Here is a 15194-nt window from a genome sequence, read left to right on the forward strand (position 1 = left end):
GATGACTTCCTTAAAACAACAAAAAGCTCAAATCGACAAATTCAAAGAAGCTGCCAAGGAACTCGAATGCGACGAGTCCGAGGAAGCCTTTGACGCGAACCTAAAGCGTATCGCGAAAAGTCCGCCACCTAAAGGCGAAAAGAATGATGGTAAAAATACTAGCTCTGATTGAGCAAATTGTCGGCTATTTCTGTCAGGCGCACTAGGCGATAATCATGCATAGCAAACTTTGTTCTAAATTTTTTGTCATCTGACAAACATCGATGACGAGCCTGCGGTACCGTATCGAGCACTCTAAACATTTCTGCTTTAGCAGGTGATATTATAGTCAGTGTCGCGATAACATCTTCCATCCATTGTAATGATTCTTCGGACCATTCAACTCCTTCGTCTTCTATTTTCTTGCCATCATTACGATGCCTAACACCATCATGTCGAAGCTGTACAAGCTTCAAAATAGCAGCTTCTCTTTCCGAATCTTGCTCTTTAGGTACTAAAGCCAGTGTTTCGCTATGCATTTTCGGCGGAATTGTAAGCATCTTTGTGAAAAAGATAATGATAGCGACAATAGCCGTTATTCCGAGGGTAAGCAGCACTTGGACAATGCGGCTGTATTCAACACCTGTTTGCGCCCACCAGGTTAGGGCCGCAGCTATCAGCAATGGCATCAATATCTTCACAACAATATTGATCCAGTTGTCCCAACTGACAGCCTTAAGGCTTTCGCTGAAAGCGCGGGTTGCAACTTCAGTCCAGTAATCGCGATATCCCATTCCGAAATCATATCAGGAACCCCACTGCGCGCAATGGGTTTGTGAAGTATAATATCGCCATCCTGTTTTGATATATGCTTGCCTGAAGCACATCTTCAGGTAGAGGGCGGGGCATGGTCAGCCGGGTCACGACGGTTGCATTTCAGGGCATCGAGGCGGTGCCGGTGGATGTTCAGGTTCATGTCGGACCGGGCGCGGTCGCCTTCAACGTGGTCGGCCTGCCGGACAAGGCCGTCGGCGAAAGCAGGGAGCGGGTGCGCGCGGCCCTGTCGGCCTCCGGACTGGCCCTGCCGGCCAAACGCGTCACCGTCAATCTGGCCCCCGCGGACCTGCCCAAGGAAGGCTCCCACTACGACCTGCCGATCGCACTCGGGGTCATGGCCGCCATCGGCGCGATTCCGGGCGAATTTCTCGAGGGGTACGCGGTGCTGGGCGAACTCGGCCTCGACGGCACGCTCGCGCCGGTTGCCGGGGTGCTGCCCGCCGCCATGGGCGCGACCGGGATAGGCAAGGGCCTGATCTGCCCCGAGGCCAGCGGCAGCGAGGCTGCCTGGGCCGACGCGGACATGGATATCCTGGCGCCGCGCTCGCTGATCCAGCTTGCCAACCACTTCAAGGGCACGCAAGTGCTGTCACGGCCGGTCGCCCGGCTGCAGGGCAATCCGGGGCCCTTGCCCGATCTTGCCGAGGTCAAGGGGCAGGAAACCGCGCGGCGCGCGCTGGAGATCGCTGCCGCAGGCGGCCACAACCTGTTGATGACAGGCCCTCCGGGATCCGGAAAATCCATGCTGGCCAGCCGCCTGCCGTCGATCCTGCCCGCCTTGAGCCCGCGCGAGCTCCTGGAAGTCTCCATGATCGCTTCACTGGCCGGCGAACTGGCCGAGGGCAAGCTCACCGACCGGCGGCCGTTCCGGGCGCCGCATCATTCCGCCTCCATGGCCGCGCTTGTCGGCGGCGGTCTGAAGGCCCGGCCGGGCGAGGTGTCCCTCGCCCATAACGGCGTGCTGTTCCTGGACGAGTTGCCGGAATTCACCCCGCAGGTGCTCGACAGTCTGCGCCAGCCCCTGGAAACGGGCGAGGCCGTGATCGCGCGGGCCAATCACCGGGTCAGCTACCCGGCCCGGATCCAGCTGGTCGCCGCCATGAACCCCTGCCGCTGCGGCCATGCCGGCGAGCCGGGCCATCAGTGCCGGCGGGGCGATCGCTGCATCACCGACTATCAGGCACGGATCTCCGGGCCGCTGCTCGACCGGATCGACGTGCGCATCGAGGTGCCCGCGGTCACGGCCGCCGACCTGATCGGCCCGGCGGCCAGCGAAAGCTCGGAAGCCGTCGCTGCCCGGGTCGCCGAGGCGCGGTCGATCCAGCAACAGCGTTTCCTGGAGCTTGGCCTTGCGTGCCGCACCAATGCCCAGGCCCCGGCGTCCGTGGTCGAGACCATGGCCAAGCCGGACGACAAGGGACTTGCCTTCCTGCGCGACGTCGCCGAACGGCTGGCGCTCAGCGCCCGCGGTTATCACCGTGTCCTCAAGCTTGCCCGCACGCTGGCCGATCTCGACGGCATGGATCAGGTCGGCCGGATCCATCTTGCCGAAGCCATGAGCTACCGGGGCCAGGACATGTCGCGGCGGGCGGCCTGAGTTTCATCGAGAGCCCGACATCATGCCAAGGTCACCGGACGGAGATGACCTGATGAAACACCTCGATCAACTTCGGGATGGTGGTGCTGTTGAGCCGCGCCACGTTGACCCGGCCGCCCCTGACAACGTGAATGCCGTGATCGCGGGTCAATGCCGTCTCCTGGTCGCTGTTGAGCGGCAGAAGCGAGAACATGCCGGATTGCCGGCCGAGATAAGCAAGGGTGTCCCGCTGATAACGTTCTTGTTCCAGCAGGACAATTTCCTGCCGAATACCGGCCACCCGCTTTCGCATGACCTCAAGCTCCTGCAGCCAGAGAGACTTGAGATCGGGATCCGACAATATCCGGCTGACCACTGCTGGGCCGTGATCCGGTGCATGTGAACTGCCGGAGCGAATGATGGCCGAGACGGCACGCTGGAGGCGTTCCCTGGTTTCGGGTTTGCATTTCAGGAAAAGCGCGCCCGCCCGATCGCGGTAGATGCCAAAGGATTTCGACAGGGTCACGCAGACAACGCATTCCTCGAAGCGCCCGACGATCTGCCTGACCTGTTCACAATCGGCCTCAAAACCCTTGCCGAAACCGAGATAGGCAAGATCAATCCAGGGCACCACGCCAAGACGCTCGAGCTGGTCCAGCAACTGGCCAAATTGTTCTTTTGTCAGGTCGGCGCCGGTCGGGTTGTGACAAACACCCTGAAACAGGAAGAGATCCCCGGGCCGTGCCGCCTCAAGTCCCGTCAGCATCTCCTCAAATCTCATTTGGCAGCGCAACTGGTCATAGTAAGGGACCGAACGCCATGGCGCGCCTGCGGCCGTAACAATCGGCATGTAGTTGCCATAGGTCGGGCTCTGCAGCCAGATGGTCGGTTTGCGCGACAGCTGCGCGACGAAATCCGCCATCACACGAAGCGCAACGGCACCGCCGGCGGTCTGTGCGCTGACAAAGTCGTGCCCGGTGAAAAGATCCGCTCCCAGGATTTCCTGCCCGAGACTGCCGTAATAGTCCGCGTCTCCCGTCAGGGCCATATACGCCTTGGTTTTCTGCAAGGCGACAAGATCGCTTTCTGCGCGTTTCACGGCAGTCAGAATCGGCGTCTGACCCTGCTCGTTTTCGTAGACCCCAACCGTCAGGTTCAATTTGTCGGTCCGCGGATCCTGAGCAAACAGGTCTGCCCCGATCATGATCGGGTCAACAGGATAGTCGCCAACGTCTCCAAACATGCCTGTCCTCCCGGGCCCGGCTCACCGTGAATGGCACTCTCTTACGCCGGTCTTCCTTTCATCTCGATAGACCGGTTCCACGCCCGCGTCATGGCCAGATTGACCCAATCGGCATTTCGGCTTGCAGCAGGGCGTTACCACCGAATGGGCTGTGCCTCCAGTCAACGTGACACACTGCCTCTTACCCCTGGCGGCCAGCCTTGTTCCTACCGCGAAGTTATTGGCGCTGAACGGCTGGCCCTAAGCGCCCGCGGTCATCACCGTCACCTCAAGCCTACCCAAACGCTGGCCTATCTCGACTACGTGGACTAGGTTGGTCGGATCCACTTGGCAAAGGCGATGAGCTTTCGGGGATAGGACATATCGCGGCGCGCCGCGTAGAAGATGTTATAAGGAGCTGCCCTTCTTCGTAGTAAGATAGTGAAATGCATCTAACATAGCAAAAGATATACATCGGCAATCACAAATGAAAAAAGTTTTTCTCTGTATTATTTCATGGCTAGGTCAGAACTGGGAACCAATTACGGCAATAACAGCATTATTTGTCGGATTTTTTTCCTCTTTTCTCGCTTACTACACATATCTTCTTCAAGAAGAGAGTGCTTTCCTTAGCCGTACTCCACTTCTTAGCTTTTCTATGGATGCTGACGCAAACAGTATAAGCCTTACAAACACCGGACTAGGATCCGCAAATATTTATAGCTTCCACATTTGGCATAAAGATAATTATTGGAGCTTCAAATCAGGTGAGGGTATTCAAAAATCCGACACAATAATCCAACAATCATTGTCCGATGCTATTAAATCTATTGATAACAAAACTTATGAAAAACTAATAGGTAAAGTCATAAAACTTGGCCCTGTTGTTGGGTTCTTAGAACCCGACGGACATCAACTTATTTTTGAAATACCTAAGGAATATCTTAATACTGACGAATTGGATCTAATTTTTAGGTTGCAAACTTCATTACATATGGTCGCATGTTACTCAGATTTGTACGGGGAAATTTCTGGTAGTGCGTCAAATATTAGCTCAGAGCACGCAGCATCTGCAAAATGCGAAATTCCCCCAAAAATTATTAAACGTCGATAGCGAGAAAAGACAGCCCGATGCCGGAAGGCAATTTCCTAATCTTGAAGCACTTTCATCACTTGAAATAGGTTTGGTAGCCCTCAGAACCGCGTCACCACCGTTGCTCCGACACCCTCGAACCGGTCCATCTGCGTCAACGCGGCGATCGACTCCTCCAGACTGATTTCCTTGCCGACCAGCCGGTCGGGCGCCAGCTTGCCGGACCTCACCATGTCGAGCATGGCTCCATAGCGGTGGGCCTGCATGCCGTGGCTGCCGAGGATTTCCAGTTCCCAGCCGATCACCCTGGCCATCGGCACCTTTGGCGTGGCGTGATCGGCCAGCATCAGGCCGATCTGCACGTGCCGGCCGCGGCGGCGCAGGTTCTGGATCGAGTTGAAGCAGGTGACGGGGTGGCCCAGCGCGTCGATCGAAAGATGCGCGCCGCCGCCGGTGATCTCGACAACCGCTTCGGCAACATCCGCCTCCGTAGCCGCGTTGACCGTCGCCACGGCGCCAAGATCCCGTGCCAGCGCCAGTTTGTCATCCGTTATGTCGATGGCGACCACCTGGGCGCCGACCGCGTTTGCGATCATGATTGCCGACAGGCCGACGCCGCCGCAGCCGTGAACCGCGACCCATTCGCCGGCAGAGACCCTGCCCTGGTCGACCACGCCGCGGAACGAGGTGGCGAAGCGGCACCCGAGGCTGGCGGCGGTTGCGAAACCCATGGTCTCGGGCAGGGCGACCAGATTGAGATCGGCCTGGTGAATGCCGACAAATTCGGCGAAGGAGCCCCAATGCGTAAAGCCCGGCTGGAACTGGTTTTCGCAGACCTGCTGGTGGCCGGCATGACATTCCGGGCAGGCGCCGCAGCCGCCGACAAAGGGCACGGTGACCCGGTCGCCTTTCTTCCAGCGGCGAACATCCCTGCCGGTTGCAAGCACGGTGCCGGCGAGCTCGTGACCGGGCACATGCGGCAGGGTGATATCCGGATCGTGCCCCATCCAGCCGTGCCAGTCGCTGCGGCAGACCCCGGTCGCCTCGACCTTCAGCACGACGCCATGAGGTTCCGGATCCGGATCCGGCAGCGTCACCAGTTTCGGGGCTTGCGCGAAGGTTTCATAGAGCACGGCTTTCATGAGCGGGTCCCGTCGGTTGCTGATGCGAAATGAACGGCTGCAATCCTAGTCGGTCCGGCTGGAAGAGCTTTGCCAAAATCGCTTCTTTCAAACCATATTCGGGACTAGTCTGCTACAAGGATCTCATTTTTTAGCAGAGTCTTTCCCGTGCCCAAGATCGATAGAATAGACGCCGAAATCCTGATCCGGCTGCAGAGCGACGGCAGGCTCTCCAACGCGAAACTGGCGGAACAGGTGTCCTTAAGCGAAACGCCCTGCTGGCGGCGGCTGAAACGGCTGGAGGAAGCCGGCGTCATCGAGGGCTACCAGGCGGTCGTCAACCGGCGCGCGCTCGGTCTGGGCGTGATGGCCTTCGTCCAGCTGACCTGCTCCGAACACGACGAGGCCTCGACCGCCGCGTTTCAAAAGGCGGTCGAGGCCAGTCCGCAAGTCCTGTCCTGCCACAACACCACCGGCGACGCGGATTTCCTGCTTCAGGTGGTCGCGCAGGATCTCGACGACTACAGCCGCTTTGTGGAAAAGGTCATTCGCAAGCTGCCGGGCGTGACAAGCATCAAGTCAAATCTGTCCTTGCGCGAACTGAAGTCCTCGAACCGGCTTCCCATTCGCGAAGCGATCAGTCACCTTTGAAACAAGGGTACGGGCCCGTGCCCTGACGTGTTTCCGCACAGGACCGATTTTCATGAGCAAGTTCTGGAGCCCCGTCGTCAGCCGGCTGGTACCCTATGTGCCCGGCGAGCAGCCGTCGGACAGCAGTGTCATCAAGCTCAACACCAACGAGAACCCCTACGGCCCGTCGCCGATAGCGCTCGGGGCGATCCGTGCCGCCACGCAGGACAGCCTGCGGCTCTATCCGGATCCGGGTGCAGCCCGGCTGAGGACCGCTGTCGCCGGGACGTTCGGCCTGAGCCCCGAAAACGTCTTTGCCGGCAACGGCTCCGACGAAATCCTGGCGCACGCGTTTCACGGATTTTTCAGCGGCCGGGACCCGATCGTTTTTCCCGACATCACCTACAGTTTTTACAGGACCTATTGCGAGCTTTACGGGATCGCCCATCGCACGGTCCCGCTCGATGACGGCTTCCAGGTCGATGTCGCGTCCCTGAAAGACCCCTGCGGCGGCATTGTTGTCGCCAACCCGAATGCTCCGACCGGCATCGCGCTGGGTCTGGGCGCCATCGAAACGATCCTGGATCAGAACCGGGACGTGGTTGTGATTGTCGACGAAGCCTATGTCGATTTCGGCGCCGACAGCGCCGCCAGCCTTGTGCCGAACCATGACAACCTGCTGGTGGTGCAGACCTTTTCAAAGTCGCGCAGCCTGGCGGGCCTGCGGGTCGGCTTCGCCCTTGGCCAGCCGCATCTGATAGAGGCGCTGCAGAGGATCCGGGACAGCTTCAACTCCTATCCGCTCGACCGCCTGGCGCTGGCCGGAGCGGAAGCCGCCTGGACCCACACGGACTGGTTTGAGGAAACCCGGCACATGGTGATCGCTTCCCGCGAGCGCCTTGCGGCCGACCTGACGGATCTGGGGTTCGACGTATTGCCCTCCGCCGCGAATTTCCTGTTCGTCTCGCACGGCACAGTGGCGGCGGCGGAGCTGGCGGCGAAGCTCAGATCCGACGGCATTCTCGTCCGGCATTTTCCGGTCGGGCGCATCAACAACCATCTGCGCATTTCGGTCGGCACAGACGAGGAATGCGACGCCCTCGTGCGCGCGATCCGCTCCATCATCGGGACCGGGTATCGACCCTGAGGCGCTCCGCAACCTGCCGTGACCGGATCACCTTGACGCAATCGCAACCGGGACGACGCCGATTAAGCGACTTGTTAGGATCTGCCTGCGAGACTTGTCCGGGCGAGCATGAGCGCGGACCGCACGACCAAACCCGGCTCCCCGGGGAAAGTGTCCGGATCGGACGGAGCATATGGCAGACGGAGCGAAACAGCGGAAGTCACCGGTCAGCGGAACCGACTGGACCTTGATCACGGTCGCGGCCGCCGCGGGCATCGTGCTCACGCTGACAGCCATTCTTGCGCATCTTCTGTGACGGTCCCACCGCGATTTCGCGGCCGGATGCCCCTCCTTCGCTTCCTTGTATTGGCCCGACCCGCTTCCCATGTCAGGAGGCGTCAATGCAATCGAGGAGAACCGACATGCTCGTCACCACGACCAACACCATTCAGGGCCGGGACCTGGACTACAAGGGCCTGGTGACGGGCGAGGCGATCCTCGGGGCGAACCTGTTCAAGGATCTCTTTGCCGGCATTCGCGACATTGTGGGCGGCCGCTCCGGGGCCTATGAAGAAGAACTCGCCAAGGCACGCGAGATCGCCGTCGCGGAAATGTGCCAGCAGGCGCAGTCCCTTGGCGGCAATGCCGTTATCGGGGTCGATCTCGACTACGAGACCGTCGGCCAGAACGGCTCCATGCTGATGGTCAGCGCCACGGGCACGGCGGTAACCGTCCGCTAGGTGACGGGCCATGCCCCCGACATACCGGATCGTCCCGGGCTTTCCCCAAACCGAACGGCCCGTTGCCGTGCGTCTGTTCTGGCAGGCCTTTGCCGGCAAGCTGGGCAGGGTAATGGCGCCGGAGGACAAGGCGCTCGCCTTCCTTGAACGGGTGATCAATCCGGATTTTGCCGTCAGCGCGCTGTCCCCCGAAGGCGGGCTGCTCGGACTTGCCGGTTTCAAGACCGATCAGGGCGCCCTTATCGGCGGCGGTCTTGGTGACATGACGGCGGTCTACGGCCTGTTTGGCGGCACCTGGCGCGGGCTCCTGCTGGATACGCTGGAGCGGGAAACCGAAGACGGCTGCCTGCTGATGGACGGCATCTTCGTTGCCGAGGACGCCCGCGGCCGCGGCATTGGCGGCGCGCTGCTCGAGGCCGTTTTCACCGAAGCCCGCAGCCGCAACCTCTCCAGGGTCCGCCTCGACGTGATCAACACCAATCCCCGCGCGAAGGCTCTTTACGAGCGCAAGGGCTTCAAAGCCGTCAGCGAAGAAAAGACGGGGATCCTGGAACTCCTGTTCGGCTTTTCCTCCTCAACGCGCATGGCGCGGACGGTCTAGGGCATGCCTTGTCAATCCTTGTCCCGATGTCACCCCGGACAAGCGCAGCGCAGATCCGGGGCCTACTCGCAGGTCCGCTTGCTGAAGCCATAGCTGCTTTCACGCATGGGGCCTTCGCCAAAACAGGTCTCTGGAAATGAGCAGGTCCCGGGTCTCGCGTTGCTCGCCCGGGGTGACACCGGGCATTGTCGTGGCGCTTTGCATCCTGATGATCAGTTCGTCGCTACAACACGTCACATGCCGCCTTTTCCACCCTCTGGTTTGATGCTCTATTGCCGGAAGTCACCAAACGGGAGCATAGGAATGTCCTCACACGGCTATGAAGGCGGACGGTTGAACCTGCCCTTTGTCGGCATCTGCACGTTCGGCAAGTCGCCCTATCAGCCGGACTGGGACGCGATCGACGCGGATGTCGCGGTGCTGGGCGCACCGTTCGATTTCGGCACCCAGTGGCGCTCGGGTGCACGCATGGGTCCGCGTGCCATCCGGGAGGCCTCGACGCTGTTCTCCTTCGGCCATGCCGGGGCCTATGACTTCGAGGACGACATCACCTACCTGCCGGCGGAAACCACCCGGATGGTCGATCTGGGCGACGCGGATATCGTCCACACCGACACGATCGAAAGCCACCGGCGCATCGAGTTCGGCGTGCGCAAGATCCTCGCCGCCGGGGCCCTGCCGGTGGTGCTCGGCGGCGACCATTCGGTCAACATTCCCTGCATCAACGCCTTTGACGGTGAAGACCCGATCCACGTGGTGCAGATCGACGCCCATCTCGATTTTGTCGACGAACGCCACGGCGTGCGCTACGGCCACGGCAATCCGATGCGCCGGGCAGCGGAAAAACCCTATGTGACCGGCCTTTCCCAGATCGGCATCCGCAATGTGTCGTCGACGGCGCGGGACGGCTATGAGGCCGCGCGGCGCATGGGCTCCGACATCCAGTCGGTGCGCCACGTGCGCAAGCTCGGCACCGCAGGCATGCTGGCGCGCATTCCGGAGGGAAAGCGCTATTACCTCACCATCGACATCGACGCGTTCGATCCGTCGATCGCGCCGGGAACCGGCACGCCCAGCCATGGCGGCTTTCTCTATTACGAGGTGCTGGAACTGATCGACGGCCTTGCCAAACGCGGCGACATTGTCGGCATCGACCTGGTGGAAGTGGCGCCGGATTACGATCCGACGGGCACCACCAGCATCCTGGCGGCACAGATCCTGATGAACACGATCGGCCGTGTGCTGCATCACCGGTAACGGCAAAGGCATTCTTGCCAAGCCTGGGCCACGTCAAGGAGCGTCCTGCGTCCAGAGCTCGGCCAGGGCAACCATGGCCAGCAGCTTGAGCGTGTTGCCGTAATAATCTTCATCTTCTATCGGACGGGACACCAGTGCGGACCAGAGCGCGTCGGACCAGTCCCGGTCGGCGCCCGGATCACCGGTGCCGCCGAGCGCGGCGGCGGCGAAGACGGCAAGGAAGGCTGCTGAGCCGGTCTCGCGGTCGTCGGGAATACTGCCGTCCAGCCGGTAGGTCGTGGCAATCCGCGATGGATCCCGCCCGGAGGCGTCCTGGATCCACCGGTTGATTGTCCGCAGATGCGCTTCCGCCCGGCCATCACCGGTTTCAAGCAGGTCGAGCGCAAGACGCCAGGGATAGCGCAGGGCATTCCACGAAAACCAGCCGTCGCTCTCGCCTTCCAGAAAATTCGCCCCGGCAGGTTGGGGCTTGTCAGGGAGGCCAATCAGAAAATCGGGTACCAGGCCTGTTTCGGAGGCATGATCGTTGGAAAGTCCGCCCCAGACCGAGTAACCCCGGTCCCGGATTTGCCGCCACCTGTGGCCATCCTCTTGGCTGTTCGCGGCGAAAGCGGCGAAACTGCCAGGCATGAAATCCGACGACCGGGAGGCGGTTGCATAATCGTCATCCGTGGCCCAGTCGCCGAGACGCATCATACCGTCCGGCGTGACCTCATGCTCAAGGATGGCCGCTTGCGCCTGCAGGAAGGCATCGCGATAACCGCCCCAGCGCCGGTCGGCAAGCAGGAGAGCCAGAGCGATATCAAGGTCGCCATCGGTGGCCGACATATTGCCGCCATCCGCCCCGTCGCGGCAATCCCGCGTCTGGTTCCAGGCCATCAGCCCAGGATCGGACGCCGCAGGATGCGCCCTGTAGAACGCCAACATGCCGTCAAACAGGCGTCGGACGCCCGGTTCGCGGCCGGCCATGTGGACAAGCGCAAGCATGCCATAGCCATGCGCCTCCGATACCGTAAGCGTGTTCGACGCGCTGCCGCCCCAGGCCGGCCTGCCGTCGCCGGAAATGTCGACAAAGGCACCGCCGCAGCCTTCCCGAAAGTAGACCCTCTTCCAGTCCGACCAGAACCTGTCGAGCGCCTCGAGACGCTCGGATTTGGAAACAGAGGGGAAAACGGGCTCCGAGCCGACTTTTGTGCCTGTTAGGGCAAGCAACAAGGCAAAGACGATCATCCGAACCATGAAGCCCCCTTTTGGGTGCGTGTTCGCGCAGAATATGCAGCCGACGCAAGTCATACGGCTTGCAACCGGCTGCTTGCGTCGTCGTCAGGCGACCCCGGTCCTCCGGCTTTGTCGAAGTCCGGGGTCAGTCCGTCTCGGACAGGTCCCGAGCGTCATCCGGACCCGATGGTCCGCCGCCATCACGAGCGGCGTCGGCTCAGAGGCCTTCGAACAATGCCGTCGACAGGTAGCGCTCGGCGAAGGAGGGGATGATCACGACGATGTTCTTGCCCGCCATCTCGTCGCGCTGGCCGACCTGGATGGCCGCCGTCAGCGCCGCGCCGGAAGAAATGCCCACCGGCAGGCCCTCTGTCTTCGCGACTTCGCGTGCCATCGCAAAGGCGTCCTCGTTGGCCACCGTCTGGACTTCGTCATAGACGGAGGTGTCGAGAATGGCCGGAACGAAACCGGCGCCGATGCCCTGGATCTTGTGCGGGCCGGGCTCGCCGCCGGAGAGGATCGGACTGTCCGCCGGCTCGACCGCGACCACGTGCAGTTCGGGCTTGCGCGCTTTCAGCACCTGGGAAACACCGGTGATCGTGCCGCCAGTACCGATGCCGGAGACAAACACATCGACATTGCCGTCGGTGTCGTTCCAGATTTCCTCTGCCGTGGTGTTGCGGTGGATTTCCGGATTGGCCGGGTTCTCGAACTGCTGCGGCATCACCGCGCCGTCGATTTCGGCAATCAGTTCCTCGGCGCGCGCGATGGCGCCCTTCATGCCTTTCGGACCCTCGGTCAGCTCCAGCTCCGCGCCCAGGATCTTGAACATCTTGCGGCGCTCGACGGACATGGTTTCCGGCATCACCAGGATCAGGCGGTAGCCCTTGGCAGCCGCCACAAAGGCAAGCGCAATGCCGGTATTGCCCGACGTCGGCTCCACCAGGGTGGTCTTGCCCGGCTCGATCTGGCCCGCCGCTTCCATGGCCTCGATCATGGATACGCCGATGCGGTCCTTGACGCTGGAGATCGGGTTGAAGAATTCCAGCTTGGCGAGCAGGTTGCCCTTGACGCCATGGGCCTTTGCCAGGCGGTCCAGCCGGACTATCGGGGTATCACCGATGGTGTCGGTGATGGAGGCGTAGATCTTCCCGCGGCCGCTGGTCTTCTTGCTCATGACTGGTCTCCCTGATTGGCCGGGGTTGTGCTCCGGCCTCATTCCTTGCTTGAAACGGTAACATAATACGGGGTCCCGCAAGTTATAAGAGGCGTTGGATGCCTTTGCGTTCAACCCGGTAAAACCTTTTTCCAGAATTGGACTAGCTGTTGGAAAGAAGAAGCTCCGGCAGCTTCGTCATATCGTCGAACAGGATACCGCCGGCCGCCGTCATCGCGTCCCGGTCGCAGGCCGGATCCTCGGCAAAGGCGTAGACGCGCATGCCGGCCGACCGGGCCGCCATCACGCCCGGGACGCTGTCCTCGACGACAACACATGTTTCCGGAGCATGGCCCATCTTGCGCGCCGCCAGCAGGAACACGTCCGGCGCCGGTTTGCCGCGTTCGCAATCCTGGGCGGAGAACAGTTTTCCCTCGAGCCTCGGCAGAAGGCCGGAACTGCCGAGCGTGGCGCGCATCTTCTGGTATCTGCCCGAGGAGCCGACGCAATAGGGCAGGCCCATATCCTCCAGCCGGTCGAGAACGCCCTCGATGCCGCGGATTGCCGGCACCCCTGCCTCGAAGCTTTCCAGATCGCGCCTGCGGACCTGGTCCGGCCAGTCTTCCGGCAGCTTTTGCCCGACCAGCGCCTCGACCAGCCGCTGCACATCCTCCAGCGTGCGGCCCATGAACTGTTTCTGGCAGTCCGAACCGGTCATCGGATGGCCGAGCGCCGTGACTATCTCCGCCATGTTACGGTTGGTGAAGCGCTCCGTGTCGACGAGCACGCCGTCACAGTCGAAAATGACGAGGCTGGGGATCATGACCTGGTGTCCTGACGTGTCATTTGCGGCCGGTGGAGCCGAAACCACCCGCCCCGCGCTCCGTGTCGGACAATGTCTCGACTTCCGTGATGCGCGCCTGGAGGACCGGCGCGATCACCATCTGGGCAATTCGCTCGCCGCGGGCGATCTCGAACGGCGCAACGCCGAGATTGATCAGGATGACCTTGACCTCACCCCGGTAGTCGGCGTCGATCGTGCCAGGTGTATTGAGGACAGTTACGCCGTGTTTGGCGGCAAGGCCCGACCGGGGCCGCACCTGGGCCTCGTAACCCGCAGGCAGCGCCATCGCCAGTCCGGTCGGCACCAGGGCCCGTTCGCCGGGTGCGAGGGACATGGGCGCCTCGACCGCGGCGAGCAGGTCGAGCCCGGCGGCAAGCTCGGACTGGTAGGCGGGCAGCGGCAGGTCCCGGCCGTGGTCAAGGCGTTTGAATTCCAGCGTGACGGTCATGTGAGGCATCCGGCAATGAGTGTTGCCGCGAGTGACGACATTCGCGGCCCTCTGTCAAGATTGGCAAGGGAAGACGAATTATTCCGGCTTCAAGCCGGGGATCCACTTGAAGTCGCAATCGTCTCCTGAAACACTCTGCCCCATCGTAATGTTGCCGTGTTCGGGAGATTTGCAACATGAGACAATTGATATTTGCCCTCACCGCCGGCGTTTTGCTGGCAACCACCCCTTCAGCGCTTGCGCAGACCGTCGGATTTGCCGATGCCATCAAGATCCTGGCGGCGAGCTGCGGCAAGGACATCGAGAGTTACTGCAAGTCGGCAACGCTGGCGAACAACCAGATCATGCAGTGCCTTGACAAGAACCAGGCCAAGGTCTCGCAGAAATGCAATGCCGACCGCGTCACCGTCGTCGCGCTGATCCAGGAACGTCTCGCTGCGCAGGCCGCCGCGCCCAAGATCTGCGAGCGCGATGCCGCGCAGCGCTGCAAGGGCGTGAAGCCGGGAGCAGGCCATATCCTGCGTTGCCTGCTGAAGGCGCAGCCTTCCGTCAGCGAGAAATGCAACACCGCCATCGATCTGGCCGGCTACCGTTAAGACCGCGTGGGAGATTATCAATGACCAGGATCCTTCTGGCCGCCGTTTCGGCCACCTTCCTCGCCGTCTCCGCCAGCGGTGCGTCGGCGCAGACCAAGTTGAGCCGCAACGAAATCATCAATTCGCTCCAGGGCGCACAGCAGGAAGTCGACCTCAGTGCCGACCAGCTGCAGAAAGCCGCGCTGGAAAACATCCAGAAATATCCGGGCGCCAACTCGCCGAACACCTTGCCGCTGGCGGACAAGCTGGCATCCCTGCGCCAGTTCAATGTCGAAATAACCTTCGATTTCGACAGCGCCCGCATCAAGCCGGAATCCTACGAAACCGTCGGCCTGATCGCGGATGCACTGCACACGCCCTATCTGCAGGGTCAGACGTTCTTCATCGTCGGCCACACGGACGCCAAGGGCGCCCGCGAGTACAATCTGGACCTGTCGCTGAAACGGGCAATGGCGGTGCGCGAGGCCCTCGTCACCACCTTCCGCGTTCCAGGCCAATATCTCTTTGCCGTCGGGCTTGGAGAGGAGCAGCTGCGCGACCCCTCCAATCCGGACGCCGCCGTCAACCGGCGCGTTCAGCTGATCAACATGGGCTACAAGTAATCCGTCCGGGCCACGGCGGACCGCTCGGCACTCCCGAGCGGTCCGTTTGAACAGTCTTGGGGCATTTTAATTATTGTTCGGGAATGCTGAACGAGCTTTCTTTGATTTCAGATCTAATCCTGGCCCGGAAAACGCTTATTTTCACAAG

The 15194-nt window shown here is 61.2% G+C and carries 18 protein-coding genes; 11 read left to right on the plus strand and 7 right to left on the minus strand.

Going from position 1 to position 15194, the window contains the following annotated elements:
- The first annotated feature begins 1 nt into the window (after position 1).
- Complete coding sequence (locus O6760_RS07200) at positions 2-172, plus strand: hypothetical protein (protein ID WP_269584806.1); 171 nt, start codon at positions 2-4, stop codon at positions 170-172.
- On the opposite strand, the gene O6760_RS07205 is transcribed toward O6760_RS07200, so the two are convergent.
- Complete coding sequence (locus O6760_RS07205) at positions 159-773, minus strand: hypothetical protein (protein WP_269584807.1); 615 nt, start codon at positions 771-773, stop codon at positions 159-161. The two genes, O6760_RS07200 and O6760_RS07205, sit on opposite strands and share 14 nt — an antisense overlap.
- 113 nt (positions 774-886) lie before the next feature.
- On the opposite strand from O6760_RS07205, the gene O6760_RS07210 reads away from it, so the two are divergent.
- Positions 887-2413, plus strand: coding sequence for a YifB family Mg chelatase-like AAA ATPase (locus O6760_RS07210; RefSeq protein ID WP_269584808.1), 1527 nt, complete (start codon positions 887-889; stop codon positions 2411-2413).
- A gap of 31 nt (positions 2414-2444) precedes the next feature.
- Here the strand turns inward: O6760_RS07210 and O6760_RS07215 are convergent, their stop codons facing one another.
- Positions 2445-3635 (minus strand): aromatic amino acid transaminase, encoded by a 1191-nt coding sequence (locus O6760_RS07215; protein WP_269584809.1) that lies wholly within the window; start codon positions 3633-3635, stop codon positions 2445-2447.
- Positions 3636-4101: 466 nt separating this feature from the next.
- On the opposite strand from O6760_RS07215, the gene O6760_RS07220 reads away from it, so the two are divergent.
- Positions 4102-4728, plus strand: a complete 627-nt coding sequence (locus O6760_RS07220; protein WP_269584810.1) for a hypothetical protein — start codon at positions 4102-4104, stop codon at positions 4726-4728.
- An 80-nt stretch (positions 4729-4808) separates the two neighbouring features.
- Here O6760_RS07220 and O6760_RS07225 read toward each other — a convergent pair whose 3' ends face one another.
- Positions 4809-5849, minus strand: a complete 1041-nt coding sequence (locus O6760_RS07225; protein WP_269584811.1) for a zinc-dependent alcohol dehydrogenase family protein — start codon at positions 5847-5849, stop codon at positions 4809-4811.
- A 147-nt stretch (positions 5850-5996) separates the two neighbouring features.
- Here O6760_RS07225 and O6760_RS07230 point away from each other — a divergent pair, with 147 nt between their 5' ends.
- The 6 genes from O6760_RS07230 (at position 5997) to speB (ending at position 10182) form a co-directional block, all read left to right on the plus strand.
- Positions 5997-6479, plus strand: coding sequence for an Lrp/AsnC family transcriptional regulator (locus O6760_RS07230; protein WP_269584812.1), 483 nt, complete (start codon positions 5997-5999; stop codon positions 6477-6479).
- A 52-nt stretch (positions 6480-6531) separates the two neighbouring features.
- The gene (hisC, locus tag O6760_RS07235) at positions 6532-7605 is read left to right on the plus strand and encodes a histidinol-phosphate transaminase (protein ID WP_269584813.1); all 1074 of its coding nucleotides are present in this window, start codon (positions 6532-6534) and stop codon (positions 7603-7605) included.
- Positions 7606-7777: 172 nt separating this feature from the next.
- The gene (locus O6760_RS07240) at positions 7778-7900 is read left to right on the plus strand and encodes a hypothetical protein (protein WP_269584814.1); all 123 of its coding nucleotides are present in this window, start codon (positions 7778-7780) and stop codon (positions 7898-7900) included.
- Between the two features lie 106 nt (positions 7901-8006).
- Positions 8007-8324 (plus strand): heavy metal-binding domain-containing protein, encoded by a 318-nt coding sequence (locus tag O6760_RS07245; protein WP_269586225.1) that lies wholly within the window; start codon positions 8007-8009, stop codon positions 8322-8324.
- Positions 8325-8334: 10 nt separating this feature from the next.
- Positions 8335-8925, plus strand: a complete 591-nt coding sequence (locus O6760_RS07250) for a GNAT family N-acetyltransferase (protein ID WP_269584815.1) — start codon at positions 8335-8337, stop codon at positions 8923-8925.
- A gap of 303 nt (positions 8926-9228) precedes the next feature.
- The gene (gene speB / locus O6760_RS07255) at positions 9229-10182 is read left to right on the plus strand and encodes an agmatinase (protein WP_269584816.1); all 954 of its coding nucleotides are present in this window, start codon (positions 9229-9231) and stop codon (positions 10180-10182) included.
- Positions 10183-10215: 33 nt separating this feature from the next.
- Here the strand turns inward: speB and O6760_RS07260 are convergent, their stop codons facing one another.
- From O6760_RS07260 to dut, 4 genes are all read right to left on the minus strand, one after another.
- Positions 10216-11421 (minus strand): glycosyl hydrolase family 8, encoded by a 1206-nt coding sequence (locus tag O6760_RS07260; RefSeq protein WP_269584817.1) that lies wholly within the window; start codon positions 11419-11421, stop codon positions 10216-10218.
- A gap of 196 nt (positions 11422-11617) precedes the next feature.
- Positions 11618-12577 carry a cysteine synthase A gene (gene cysK, locus O6760_RS07265; RefSeq protein WP_269584818.1) on the minus strand — a complete coding sequence of 320 codons (960 nt, stop codon included), beginning with the start codon at positions 12575-12577 and terminating at the stop codon, positions 11618-11620.
- 142 nt (positions 12578-12719) lie between these two features.
- A complete protein-coding gene (locus O6760_RS07270) occupies positions 12720-13379 on the minus strand; it encodes an HAD family hydrolase (RefSeq protein ID WP_269584819.1) in 660 nt (219 codons plus the stop codon).
- 19 nt (positions 13380-13398) lie between these two features.
- Complete coding sequence (gene dut, locus O6760_RS07275) at positions 13399-13848, minus strand: dUTP diphosphatase (protein WP_269584820.1); 450 nt, start codon at positions 13846-13848, stop codon at positions 13399-13401.
- 176 nt (positions 13849-14024) lie between these two features.
- On the opposite strand from dut, the gene O6760_RS07280 reads away from it, so the two are divergent.
- Together O6760_RS07280 and O6760_RS07285 are read left to right on the plus strand one after the other, a co-directional pair.
- Complete coding sequence (locus O6760_RS07280) at positions 14025-14444, plus strand: hypothetical protein (protein ID WP_269584821.1); 420 nt, start codon at positions 14025-14027, stop codon at positions 14442-14444.
- Positions 14445-14464: 20 nt separating this feature from the next.
- Positions 14465-15046 carry an OmpA family protein gene (locus O6760_RS07285; RefSeq protein ID WP_269584822.1) on the plus strand — a complete coding sequence of 194 codons (582 nt, stop codon included), beginning with the start codon at positions 14465-14467 and terminating at the stop codon, positions 15044-15046.
- Positions 15047-15194: the final 148 nt, after the last annotated feature.

This window comes from Roseibium sp. Sym1, assembly GCF_027359675.1.
GTDB lineage: Bacteria > Pseudomonadota > Alphaproteobacteria > Rhizobiales > Stappiaceae > Roseibium.